Genomic DNA, 12,258 nt, shown 5'->3' with positions numbered 1-12,258 from the left:
CTGCCGAGGACAGTCGATTGAAGCGGAAGGGTCGAAGTGGATACTGTCGCTTCCCGGCACCCCTGGCGCACGGAGCTCCCGCCAGTGGGAATCCCCCTAGACGAGCTCCCGCGAGCCGAGCGGCCCAAAGCCTCGCGGTCGGGGCGCTCCGGGAACAGCCGCGCTGCGCCGAGCGGCGTTGCGCGTGAACCCAGGGGACCGCGATCGAGGTGGTCCCGAGAAGAGCAACAAATAACAACATCAGATTGAGAGCTGCTTCGTTTGGGTAGACTGCCCGGCCAGACGCCCTGCAGAATCGCGGCAACTTGAAAATCGTCCGCGGTCGCTTGGGTGGTGTCAGGTTTCAATTTGGGACGAATCAACCCGCTTCGGTCACGACTCAAAACGCTGCCGAGGCAGGCTCCAAGAAGATCCGAAGCAGTTTAAAAAAGGACCAAACCGGTCCTGGGCAAAAATGTAACAGAGCCGGAATCGCGCCGATAGCATCCTCGGAAGCGGGGGTGACGGCGGGGGGACCGGCTCCCGCCGCTCGCGGTTGCAGCCGCTCGCGGTTGCGGCCGCGCGTGGTTGCGGCCTCGCGTGGTTGCTGGGGCACACGAACCAGCGGAGCGATCCGTTCGAGAGTCAGGAATGCAGATGGGGCGAGCCAGCGGCTGGGGAGCGGAAAACGGCGCGGGGGCCGACAAGGGCGCGGGGGCCGACAAGGGCGCGGGAGCCGACAAGGGCGCGGGAGCACTCGACGCCCTCGGCGAGGCGCTGACGCGGGCATGGCCGCTCGAGCGGTTCGCCGAGGTGACGACGATGGTCGCGGTCAGCGGGGGGGCGGACAGCGTGGGGTTGCTGCGTGCGCTTCTGCGGTTGCTTGGCAGCGACGCACCGCGACGGCTGATCGTGCTGCACTACAACCACCGCCTCCGCGGTCCCGACTCCGATGGCGACGAAGCTTTTGTGACCGCCCTCGCCGCCGCGCATCACCTGGAGTGCCTCGTGGAGCGGGCCGAGCGACCTCAACCGCTTCAGCTCGATGCCCCAGCCGAGTCGCAGCGTGCGGACGAGTCGCAGCGTGCGGACGCGTTCTGTGGAGTCGACGAGGCTTCGCTGCGACACCAGCGGTACGCGTTTTTTGATGCGGTCGCCCACCGCCGTGGAGCCCGCTACGTCGCGACCGCCCATACTGCCGACGATCAGGTTGAGACTTTGCTGCACCAGCTGCTCCGCGGCACCGGGCCGGCCGGCATGACCGGGATTCCGTCGCATCGCGATCTGGGCGCCGACGTGGTGCTCGCCCGACCGCTGTTGGCGGTCCGCCGGGAGCAGATCCGCCGGGCACTCATGGCGATCGGTCAGCCGTGGCGGGAGGATGCCAGCAATGGCGACGAGCGATGGCAGCGGAATTGGATTCGCGGCCGACTGTTGCCTGCAATCCGTGGCCGCTACCCCGATGCTGACGCCGCGATCGCGCGGCTTGCTCGGCAGCAGTCGGAACTGATCGAATGGCTCGAGGTGGACGCGCGGGCCTGGGCCGCGCGGCATCTCCACGCCAGCCGCGGCGGACCGCTGCGGATCGAGCTCGCACCAGCCGGCCTCGCACCAGCCGGTCTCGCACCAGCCGGCCTCGCACCAGGCGGATCTGATCCTCCGCCGCTCCCGCCTCGCCCGGTCGTGATCGCCGCGCTTCGCAGAGCCTGGGACGAGTGTGGGTGGCCGAGGGGAGCGATGAGCGAGAGGCACTGGCATGTGCTGGCCGCCGCGATCGCCCACACGAGCGGGGTGCCGTTGCCGATCGATCTTCCCGGCGGCGTCCGCGTTCGCCGGGCCGATCCGCGGACGGTGGTGGTCGCGGCCATCGGGGGCGATTAGCCTGGAGGAAACCGCTCCTGCTGGAGTTCCGGTGACGAAGCCCTCCCACCCCGCCCTTCCCCACCTTCGGAACGAGTCTATTGCAATGTCGACGTTTCGCCTTTCACTCCCGCTGCTGCTGTCGGTCGTTCTGATCGGATTGGTCCCCGCTCGGTTCGCTGCGGTGGCCGATGAGCCCGCCGCCGAAGCTCCCGCCGCACCGGCCGAAGAAAAACCGGCAGAGGACAAGCCGGCCGAAGAAAAACCGGCCGAAGAAAAACCGGCTGAGGAAAAACCGGCTGAGGACGCTGACAAGGCCGCTGCTGACAAGGCCGCCGCCGAGAAGGCTGCTGCGGAGAAGGCGGCTGCCGAGAAGGCTGCTGCTGAGAAGGCTGCTGCGGAGAAAGCGGCGGCTGAAAAGGCTGCTGCGGAGAAAGCGGCTGCGGAGAAGAAGGCGGCCGAGATGAAAGCGGCTGAGGAAAAGAAGGCGGCCGAGGAGAAAGCGGCGGCGGTCAAGCTGTTCCCCGATCCGGGGCTCGAAGCGGCCGTGCGGGCGGAGGTTTTTGAGAAGCGGTACAACACCGAGCCGATCACCAAAGAGGATGTGGCGCAGATTTCCCGCGTCGTGGGAGTCGGCAAGGAGATCAAGAGCCTCGAGGGGCTCGAGCACTGCACGTCGCTGATGCTGATCGACTTGGCCCACAACGCGATCAGCGACTTGAAGCCGATCGCGGGGCTCAAGCGGCTGCAGTCGGTGACGCTCGCCGGCAATCAGATCAGCGACATCCAGCCGCTGGAGAACCTGACGGCGATCCAGTTGCTCGACCTCTCGGGGAACAAAGTCGCCTCGCTCGAGCCGCTCAAGAAGATGAGCAACCTGCGGTCGCTGTGGATGGCCGACAATCAGATCAAGACGCTCGAGCCGATTGCCGGGCTGTCGAAGATCTGGTCGCTCGACGTTGCCGGCAACGGGCTGGCCGACATCACGCCGGTCGGCAAGCTGGCCTGGCTGACGAACCTCGATCTCGACCGCAACGCGATCACCTCGCTCGAACCGCTCGCCCCGCTGACCGAGCTCGATCTGCTGCTGGTCCGCGAGAACAAGCTGGAAGACCTCGCTCCCCTGGTGGAAATGTGCCGTAAGGACGCCGAGGGAGCGAAGCGGTTTGCCCCCTATTTGCGGGTTTACTTGAAGGGGAATCCGCTGAGCGAGGCAGCCGGCGGCGAACAGCTCGAGCAACTCCGGAAACTCGGGGTGCGCGTGGTCATGGAGTGAGCTGATCGGGCGATTGCGTCATTGACGCTAATCCGGCCCCCCTCTACATTCGCCGGTTTTCATGGCGGGCAGAATCCGTCGGCAGGGCGTGTGACGGTCGCGCGGCGACCGTCCGTCCGCCGCGATCTAGGGCTCCTCCCACGCCACGCCGGTCGACCCTTGATTGCGATGCGGTCGATTCAACGAAACACCTGCAGCACCCTTGAGGGGACTACCCGATGGCAAAGACAGCCCGTGGCCAAGCGGCCAAGCCGGCCAAGATGGTCTACTACTTCGGCAAGACCAAGACCGAAGGCAAAGGTTTAGGCAAGCCGCTGCTCGGCGGGAAGGGCGTGAACCTGGCGGAGATGACTTCGATCGGGCTCCCGGTCCCTCCCGGTTTCACGATCACGACCGAAGTCTGCGACCAGTACTATAAGGCGGGCAAGAAGCTCCCGGCCGGGCTGATGGACGAGGTCCACCAGACGATCGCCATTCTCGAGAAGGAACTCGGCAAGAAGTTCGGCGACGACGAAAACCCGCTGCTGTTCTCGGTCCGCTCCGGGGCCGCGGTCAGCATGCCGGGGATGATGAACACGATCCTGAACCTCGGGCTCAACGACGCGGCGACCGAAGGGCTGGCCAACGCCACCAAGAATCCGCGGTTCGCCTACGACGCTTACCGCCGCTTGATCAACATGTTCGGCGACGTGGTGATGGAGATGGATCACCACCAGTTCGAGACCGCCTTCGACAAGATCAAGCAGAAGTACAAGGTCACCGAGGACACTGACGTTCCGGCCGAAGGGCTCAAGGACCTGTGCGACGCTTACAAAGCGGTCTTCAAAAAGCACACCGGGCAGGAATTCCCCCAAGATCCGTACCGCCAGCTGGAGCTCGCGATCGAGGCGGTGTTCGGGTCGTGGAACACCAACCGGGCGGTCCGCTACCGGCAGATCGAAAACATCCGCGGGCTGCTCGGCACGGCGGTCAATGTCCAGAGCATGGTCTATGGCAACATGGGCGATGACTCGGGCACCGGGGTCGCCTTCACCCGCAACCCGAACACCGGCGAGAACAAGTTCTTCGGCGAGTTCCTGATCAACGCCCAGGGCGAAGACGTGGTGGCCGGGATCCGCACGCCGCTGCCGGTTGCCGAGATGCCGAAGTGGAACAAGGAGATCCACAAAGAGCTGCTCGAGGTCAAGGAAACTCTCGAGACGCACTATAAAGAAATGCAGGATATCGAGTTCACGATCGAACGCGGTAAGCTGTTCATGCTGCAGACCCGGACCGGCAAGCGGACCGGGGTCGCCGCGGTCAAAATCGCGGTCGACATGGTCAAGGAAGGTCTGATCGACGAGAAGACCGCCGTGCTTCGCGTCCCGGCGAACGACTTGACGCAGCTGCTCCTGCCGAGCTTCAAGACGACCGCTCGCAATGCGGCCGATGTCCTCGCCCGCGGCCTGCCCGCTTCCCCGGGAGCCGCGGTCGGCAAGCTCGCTTTCACCGCCGAAGAAGTCAAGGAACGGGCCGCGGCTGGCGAAAAGGTGATCCTCGTTCGCCGCGAAACCAGCCCCGAAGACGTCGAAGGAATGCACGCCGCGGCTGGGATTCTGACCAGCACCGGAGGGATGACCAGCCACGCGGCGGTCGTCGCTCGCGGCTGGGGCAAGTGCTGCGTGGCCGGTGCCGGTGAGATCTCGATCAACGAGAAAGCCAAGAAAATCACCGTCGGCGGCAAGTCGTTTGGCGTCAAAGACACGATCAGCCTCGACGGGACGACCGGCGAAGTCATGGTCGGCGAAGTCGAAACCCAGGAACCGACTCTGGCCGGCGACTTCCGCAAGCTGATGGAATGGGCCGACCAGTACCGGCGGCTCCGCGTGCGGACCAACGCCGACACGCCGGCCGACAGCAAGCGGGCTCGCGACTTCGGTGCCGAGGGCATCGGCCTCTGCCGCACCGAGCACATGTTCTTCGAATCCGACCGGATCATGCACATTCGGTCGATGATCCTGGCCAATAACGAAGACGACCGCCGCAAGGCGCTCAAGAAGTTGCTGCCGTTCCAGCGGAAGGATTTTGAGGGCATCTTCAAGGCCATGCAGGGGCTGCCGGTCACGATCCGGCTGCTGGATCCCCCGCTGCACGAGTTCCTCCCGCACGATGCCAAGGCCCAGAAGGAAATGGCCGAAGAGCTCGGCATCAAGCCCGCCGAGGTCAAGGCTCGGGCCGAGCAACTGCACGAGCAAAACCCGATGCTCGGCCACCGCGGTTGCCGGTTGAGCGTGACGTATCCGGAAATCCTCGAGATGCAGGTCCGGGCGATCGTCGAAGCGGCGATCAACTGCGCCAAAAAGGGAACCGCCGCCGAGCCGGAAATCATGATCCCGCTGGTCGGAACGGCCGCCGAACTCGAGCTGCTCCGCAAGCAGGTCGAGGCGACGATCGAGCAGACCAAGAAGGACAAGAAGCACGAGGGCGATCTGCCGATCCTGATCGGCACGATGATCGAAATCCCCCGCGCTGCCTTGACGGCCGACCAGATCGCCGAACACGCCGACTTCTTCAGCTTCGGGACCAACGACTTGACCCAGCTGACGTTCGGCTACAGCCGTGACGACGTCGGTACGTTCCTGCCCGATTACCTCGCCCAGGACATCCTCCACGTCGACCCCTTCCAGTCGCTCGACGCGACCGGGGTCGGCCAGCTGGTCGAGATGGGCGTGAGCAAGGGACGCACCGAGAAGCAGAAGCTCAAGTGCGGTATCTGCGGCGAGCACGGGGGCGATCCCGCCTCGATCCACTTCTGCGACGGAGCCGGACTGGACTACGTCAGCTGCAGCCCCTTCCGCGTGCCGATCGCCCGCTTGGCCGCCGCCCAGGTGGCGCTCGGTAAGAAGGTCAGCGACATGTAAGTCGGCTGCGGCTGCCTTACGGTAGGATATCGGCGGGGGCGTGAATCAGTTCACGCCCCCGTTTTTCATATTTCCCCTTCCTCTTGCGCGATTTCCCCGCCATGTCCGATCCCCACGCCGCCTACAGCGAAGCGGAAAAGTTCATCGACGCCGAGCAGAACGACGAGGCCCTCGAAGCGTTGCTCAAGCTCATCGACGAGCACCCCGATTTCACCCTCGGACATCTCGCCCTGGCACGCGTCCTCACCAAGCTGGGCCGCCATCTCGAAGCGGTCGAGCACAGCAAGAAGGCGTGCGAGCTGGAGCCGGAGGAATCGTTCAACTTCACGGCGATGAGCGTCACCTGCCAGAAAGCCTGGGCCGGAACGCAGGACAAGAAGTTCATCCAAATGGCCGAAGACGCAATGGCCCACGCCCACGCCCTGCAGGGAAGGTAGGGAAGGTTTCAGGTAGCAGGTTCTCTTTCGTACTCGTACTCGTACTCGTACTCAGCGGAGCGGTACTCGTACTCGATCATTGCGGCCACTCTTTGGATCAGACTCCAGCGGCGGGTGCCAGCGCGGTTGCGAGTACGAGTACCGCTTCGCTGAGTACGAGTACCGCTTCGCTGAGTACGAGTACTGCTTCGCTGACCTGAAACCTGCAACCTGAACCCTGCCGCCCTCTTCCTTCCCCTTCCCTGGCTGGGTTTTCTGGGCTGTTTTGCGGATTCTTCCGGAAAACCCGCAAGACCCCTCCAAGTTGACACGATAGAAGAGGTAACCGACACCGTATGCGGCGGTGCTGGGATTGGATTAACAGGCCGTCTCGGAAGACCCCGCGATCGTAGTGTCGCCTCCGGGGGAGCTGCTCAAGGGAAGGGCGAAACATGACGCGTTACGGTTCCAAAACGTTGCTGGGCTTGCTGGCCGGCGTCGCCGCCATCAGTAGTGCGGGCTGCAATGGACTGAACACCGGAACTCTGCCGGTGGTCTTTTCATTCCCGATTCCGGTCAGCCCTTACTTCCAGCAGAAGCAAGAGGACAAGCACGAGTGGCACGAGATGTACGATCGCGTGCCGATCCTCGGGCCGACGACCGCTGGCGGGCCTCCGGTGGCACTCGATCCGCCGAGCGACCACGAGGTGATGATGGCGCTCGAGAAAGCCCGCCCGGTCCAAGGGGGCGTGCCGCTGATCTACGAGAAGCAGCGGAACAACGTCCGGATCGTCAAAGAGAAGATCGCCGATTACGTCGATCCGCCGCGGCACTACCCGCTGCTCGGACCGGCCCAGCTGCACCACGCTCACTACAAGTGCACGATCTACTCGTCCGAGCGTGAGATCGTCGGTTGGCCCGTGCCCCACACGCTGGAGGATCGGGAGTCGGTCGAAGTGATCTACATCGACCACAACCACTTCCACATGGTCGGCAATGTCGACGAGGGCCCGCTGCCACTCAACTGATCGGCGACCAACGATGCGTCCTCTCGATCGACACCACGTGGTGGTCACGGGCAGCAGCAGCGGGATTGGGCAAGCGATTGCCACGGCCGCCGCTCGCTCGGGGGCCGAGTGCCTGATCCACTATCGCAGCAACCGCGAGGGGGCCGAGGCGACGGCCGAGGCGATCCGCGCCGCTGGAAGCGAGCCGCGACTCGTCGCCGCCGATCTGGCCGATCCCCGCGATGCCGAGCGGCTGGTCGAAGAAGCCTTCGCCTGGTCGCCCCGGATCGATGCCTGGATCCACAACGCCGGAGCCGACGTGCTGACCGGGGCCGCCGCGCGGCTCTCGTTTGACGCCAAGCTGGCTCGGCTGTGGGAAGTCGACGTGCAGGGGACGATCCGCCTGGCCCGGAGCGTGGCCGCGAGGATGCTCGAAGCGCCGCCAACGCCCCTCCCCGCTTCGATGCTGTTCATCGGCTGGGACCAGGCGGTGCACGGGATGGAAGGCGATGCCGGACAGCTGTTCGGACCGATCAAAGCCGCCGTGATGGCGTATGCCAAAAGCCTCGCCCAAACCCTCGCTCCCCGGATCCGCGTCAACTGCGTCGCTCCCGGCTGGATCCGCACCGCTTGGGGCGAAAACAGCGACCCCTACTGGGACGCTCGTGCGCGAAACGACGCCCTGATGCACCGCTGGGGAACTCCCGAAGACGTCGCCGCCGCGGCGATGTACCTGATTTCCCCCCAAGCCAGCTTCATCACCGGGCAAGTGATCGAAGTCAACGGAGGCTGGAATCGGAAGCCGGTAGCCGGTAGCCGGTAGCCGGTAGCCGGTAGCCGGTAGCCGGTAGCCGGTAGCCGGGAGGTTAATCGTTTAACGGCAAGCCGCAGGCGACTGCTTTTCAGTTTTCCGTACTCCTCCGCGCTCCTCTCACGCGATGCCTAGTGCTTCGCGCTCCTTGTGGTGGTCGTCCACTCTTTGCACTCGTAGGAAAAGCAGTCGCCTGCGGCTTGCCGTTAAACGAATTGTCGGTAACCTGCCCCGTGCTGGCTGAAACGTGAAACCTGCTCCCTGAAACCTACTGCAATGACTGCTCGCATTCTCGACGGAAAACAGATCGCCTCGGAGATTCGAGCCGAGATTGCTCGCGACGTAGCGGCGCTGCTCGAGGCAGGCGGACCGCGGCCCGGATTGGCCGCAGTGCTTGTCGGAGACAATCCGGCCAGCGAGGTCTATGTGCGGAACAAGCAGCGGGCGTGCGAACGGGCGGGCATCGATAGCCGGCTGCATCGCTTGGACGCGGCGGCCGGGGACGCTCGCCTGTTGGAGCTGATCGAGCAGCTGAACGCCGACCCGACCGTGCACGGGATTCTGGTCCAGCTCCCCCTTCCCCGCGGCTTCGAGGAGCGCGCGGTTCTCGATGCGGTCGACCCGCTCAAGGACGTTGACGCGTTCAGCCCCGAGAACGTGGGGCTCCTGGTGCAGGGACGGCCTCGGTTCCTGCCCTGCACGCCGCACGGCGTGATCCAGCTCCTGCACCGCTGCCAAATTCCGGTCGCCGGTCGACACGCGGTGGTGGTGGGAAGGAGCGAGATCGTAGGCAAACCGATGGCGCTACTGCTGGCTGCTCGCGACGGCACGTGCGGTCCCGAGGCATGCAACGCCACAGTCACCCTCGCCCACAGCCGCTCGGAGAACCTGGCTGAGATCGTGCGGTCGGCCGACATCGTCGTCGCCGCCGTCGGCCGTCCGCAGATGATCCGCGGCGAGATGCTCAAACCCGGCTGCACCGTGATCGATGTCGGGATCAACCGCGTTGGCGACGCGCTCGTGGGCGATGTGCATTTTGAGGAGGCGGCCCAAGTCGCCGGAGCGATCACGCCCGTCCCCGGCGGAGTGGGGCCGCTGACGATCGCCATGCTGCTCAGCAATACCCTCGCCTCAGCCCGCAAGGCTGTTAACTCTTGAGCCGCCATAGTCGCCTTTCGCTCCGCGAAAGTAGCGCAAGCAGAGTCGCCTTTTGCTCCGCGAAAGTTGCGGGGGATACGCTACTTTCGCGGAGCGAAAGGCGACTATGGCTCCTCTACCGCGGATGCGAAGCCGCGGTGGGGACTTTGGGGAGCCCCGAGGCGGCCGTGTAGGAGTTGAGCTTGGCGCCGACTCCCACCGGTTGCGGCTTTCGCTTGTGCGCGGTGCGGGCGGCGACGAGCGTGACCAGCGAGCCCTCTTGCAGAATCTGACCGGCGGCACTGATCAAGCGGCGGTGCCAGGTCACCCGGCCCGCTCGGCGGCCGTGCGGTTCGAGATCGACGATCTCCGTCTCCACGTGAACGGTGTCGCCAAAGTAGAGCGGGCGGCGAAATTCCCAATTACCGAGGCTGACAAGCGCTAAGGTCTGCACTCGGGGGTGCTCCGACGAAAGGCCGGCGAGCACCGAAAGGCCCAGCAACCCGTGGGCGACCGGCCGACCGAACGGCGAACTCGATTCACCTGCGGCATTCGAAGCGTGCAGCGGAGTGTGGTCTCCGGTCAGCTCCGCAAAATCGGTGACGTCGTCCGCCGTGATCGTCCGTGCGGGACTCAGCCACCGCTGACCAACCTGTAGGTCTTCGAAGTGAAGCGTCTCAGCCAATGCGTCATCCCCGCCGTGGAACTCGGTTTAGTTGCACCAGCGTAGAGCATCCAGCCCTCCGCCACAGGCGAACTTGACAAAATTTTAGACGAAAATCCGCTCGAGAAGGGGGAACGCGGCAAGCTCTCCGGCCTGGGGGGGCTGTTTCTCGCAGGAGAACCTCTGGGAGACGCTGTCGAGTAAGATAAACCGCGACGTTGTTGCCCCGACAACGGCGGTTCCCCAGCCGCTCACCTCTCCCCCACCCCGTCTCCTCCCTTTCCGACAACTGCCGAGGACGCTCGATGTTCGACTCAGGAAACGCAAATCGTTCCCGATATGTGCCCGCCCGCAACCGCGATGCCCGCAACCGCGATGCCCGCAACCGCGATGCCCGCAACCGCGATGCCCGCACTGGCCGACGAGCCTCGCGGCATCGTGTCGGACGGATGTTCGCCCTCCTCGTTGCGGTTGCCGTCACTTCTCCCGCGTTGGATGCGACCGCGGCTGAGCCGGCAGAAACGCAGACCGCGAGCTCCGCCGCGACGGACCACCCGATCGAGTTCGATGTCCGCCTGCTCACCGTCGATGCCAACGAAGGCATTGCGGCGGCCGATATCGACGGTGATGGAAAAACCGATCTCGTCGCTGGACGCAATTGGTACCGCAATCCCGAGTGGACTCCGCGGCCGCTGCGGATCATCGAAGATTGGAACGGCTATGTCCAAAGCAACGGCGACTACATCATGGACGTCAACCAGGACGGGCGGCCGGACGTCGTCGCCGGTTCGTTCATTCCGACCGAAGTTCGGTGGTTCGAGAATCCGGGCCCGGAAGCGCTGCGGCTAGGAAAAATCTGGCCGGCCCACGTGTTGGTCGACACCGGCAACAGCACCAACGAAGGACAATTGCTCGAGGACGTCGACGGCGACGGGATCGGCGAGTGGGTCGTCAACAGCTGGAGCAAGGACGTGCCGATGTTCCTCTGGCGGTTCGTCCGCGAAAGCGAGAACGGCCCGCTCACGATGAAGCCACACCAGCTCGGTTCGAGCGGCAACGGCCATGGCGTCGGCGTCGGCGATTTGAATGGGGACGGCAAGGCGGATGTGCTCGTCGGCCAAGGCTGGTACGAGCAACCCGCTGCGGATCCGTGGAGCCAGCCCTGGACATTCCATCGCGACTGGGACCTGCACTCCAGTCTCCCAATGCTGGTTCGCGATCTCAACGGCGACGGCAAAAACGACATCGTGTACGGAAACGGGCACAACTACGGACTGTTCTGGTGGGAACAGGTGGGCCGTGAGGCGGACGGCAAGATCGTCTGGAAAGAGCACCTGATCGATCGCGGCTTCAGCCAGCCGCACAGCATGGTCTTTGCCGATCTCAACGGTGACGGCCAAGACGAATTGATCACCGGCAAGCGGTACTTTGCCCACAATGGAAAAGACCCCGGCGGCATGGAACCGCCCTGCCTGTACTACTACACCTGGGATCCCAAGGCGGAAAAGTTTGAGCGCCACGTGATCGACGAAGGCCGCGTGGGGACCGGACTGCAGATCGTGGCTGAAGATATTACTGGCGACGGCAAAACCGACATCGCCGTGGCTGGGAAAAGCGGAACCTATCTGCTAACCGCGGGGCCGGCCAATGACGAAGGCTGAGGAGACGGGGGCCGATGGCGCCTCGGCAGAACTCACGGTCGCCGAGGCGCAGCGGCAGGTCGACCAGTGGATTCGCACGATCGGAGTCCGCTACTTCGGCGAGCTGACGAATCTCGCACAATTGGTTGAGGAGGTGGGCGAAGTCGCTCGGATCCTCTCGCGAAGCTGCGGCGAACAATCGTCCAAGCCGGGAGAGCCGCTGGGAGACTTGGGTGACGAACTCGCCGACGTGCTGTTCGTCGTGATCTGTCTGGCGAATCAAAGCGGAATCGATCTCGAAGCGGCCCTCCGCCGAAACCTCGAGAAAAAGACCCGCCGAGACGCCACCCGCCACCAGCAAAACGCCAAGCTCCGCAGCCCGTAGCGGCGATTCATTCATCAGCCGCCGGGCGCTAGCCAGGATGCTTCATCAGCCGCCACGCGCTAGCGTCCGGTTTTCCCGCCGCTGTCGAAAACCGGGGGCTAGCCCGGATATTTCATCCGCTGATCAGCGTAGGTATCTAGCGCGAGAGCCTTAGTTCCGGTAGACATTGGAGTTACCACACTT

The 12,258-nt window shown here is 64.4% G+C and carries 10 protein-coding genes; 9 read left to right on the top strand and 1 reads right to left on the bottom strand.

What is annotated here, in order from left to right; genetic code table 11:
* Positions 1-630: 630 nt before the first annotated feature.
* The 7 genes from tilS to folD all read left to right on the top strand — a co-directional run bounded on the left by tilS (position 631) and on the right by folD (position 9,407).
* Positions 631-1,860, top strand: coding sequence for a tRNA lysidine(34) synthetase TilS (tilS, locus tag GNK13_RS09870; protein ID WP_164102353.1), 1,230 nt, complete (start codon positions 631-633; stop codon positions 1,858-1,860).
* Between the two features lie 85 nt (positions 1,861-1,945).
* Positions 1,946-3,115, top strand: coding sequence for a leucine-rich repeat domain-containing protein (locus GNK13_RS09865; protein ID WP_164102352.1), 1,170 nt, complete (start codon positions 1,946-1,948; stop codon positions 3,113-3,115).
* A 218-nt stretch (positions 3,116-3,333) separates the two neighbouring features.
* A complete protein-coding gene (gene ppdK, locus GNK13_RS09860) occupies positions 3,334-6,015 on the top strand; it encodes a pyruvate, phosphate dikinase (protein WP_164102351.1) in 2,682 nt (893 codons plus the stop codon).
* 101 nt (positions 6,016-6,116) lie between these two features.
* A complete protein-coding gene (locus GNK13_RS09855; RefSeq protein ID WP_164102350.1) occupies positions 6,117-6,452 on the top strand; it encodes a scaffolding protein in 336 nt (111 codons plus the stop codon).
* A gap of 431 nt (positions 6,453-6,883) precedes the next feature.
* The gene (locus GNK13_RS09850; protein WP_235935006.1) at positions 6,884-7,459 is read left to right on the top strand and encodes a hypothetical protein; all 576 of its coding nucleotides are present in this window, start codon (positions 6,884-6,886) and stop codon (positions 7,457-7,459) included.
* 13 nt (positions 7,460-7,472) lie between these two features.
* Complete coding sequence (locus tag GNK13_RS09845; RefSeq protein ID WP_164102349.1) at positions 7,473-8,261, top strand: SDR family NAD(P)-dependent oxidoreductase; 789 nt, start codon at positions 7,473-7,475, stop codon at positions 8,259-8,261.
* A gap of 264 nt (positions 8,262-8,525) precedes the next feature.
* The gene (folD, locus tag GNK13_RS09840) at positions 8,526-9,407 is read left to right on the top strand and encodes a bifunctional methylenetetrahydrofolate dehydrogenase/methenyltetrahydrofolate cyclohydrolase FolD (protein ID WP_164102348.1); all 882 of its coding nucleotides are present in this window, start codon (positions 8,526-8,528) and stop codon (positions 9,405-9,407) included.
* A 115-nt stretch (positions 9,408-9,522) separates the two neighbouring features.
* Here folD and GNK13_RS09835 read toward each other — a convergent pair whose 3' ends face one another.
* The gene (locus GNK13_RS09835) at positions 9,523-10,071 is read right to left on the bottom strand and encodes a MaoC/PaaZ C-terminal domain-containing protein (protein ID WP_164102347.1); all 549 of its coding nucleotides are present in this window, start codon (positions 10,069-10,071) and stop codon (positions 9,523-9,525) included.
* A gap of 284 nt (positions 10,072-10,355) precedes the next feature.
* On the opposite strand from GNK13_RS09835, the gene GNK13_RS09830 reads away from it, so the two are divergent.
* Together GNK13_RS09830 and GNK13_RS09825 are read left to right on the top strand one after the other, a co-directional pair.
* Positions 10,356-11,711, top strand: coding sequence for an FG-GAP repeat domain-containing protein (locus GNK13_RS09830; RefSeq protein ID WP_235935004.1), 1,356 nt, complete (start codon positions 10,356-10,358; stop codon positions 11,709-11,711).
* Positions 11,698-12,075: a nucleotide pyrophosphohydrolase gene (locus tag GNK13_RS09825; protein ID WP_164102346.1), complete on the top strand. Its 378-nt coding sequence runs from the start codon at positions 11,698-11,700 to the stop codon at positions 12,073-12,075. The genes GNK13_RS09830 and GNK13_RS09825 overlap by 14 nt, the downstream gene beginning before the upstream one ends.
* The last annotated feature ends 183 nt before the right edge of the window (positions 12,076-12,258 follow it).

Origin of the sequence: Candidatus Laterigemmans baculatus, from assembly GCF_010367455.1 — a bacterium.
GTDB lineage: Bacteria > Planctomycetota > Planctomycetia > Pirellulales > Pirellulaceae > Laterigemmans > Laterigemmans baculatus.
This window is presented reverse-complemented; position numbering and strand designations above follow the sequence as displayed.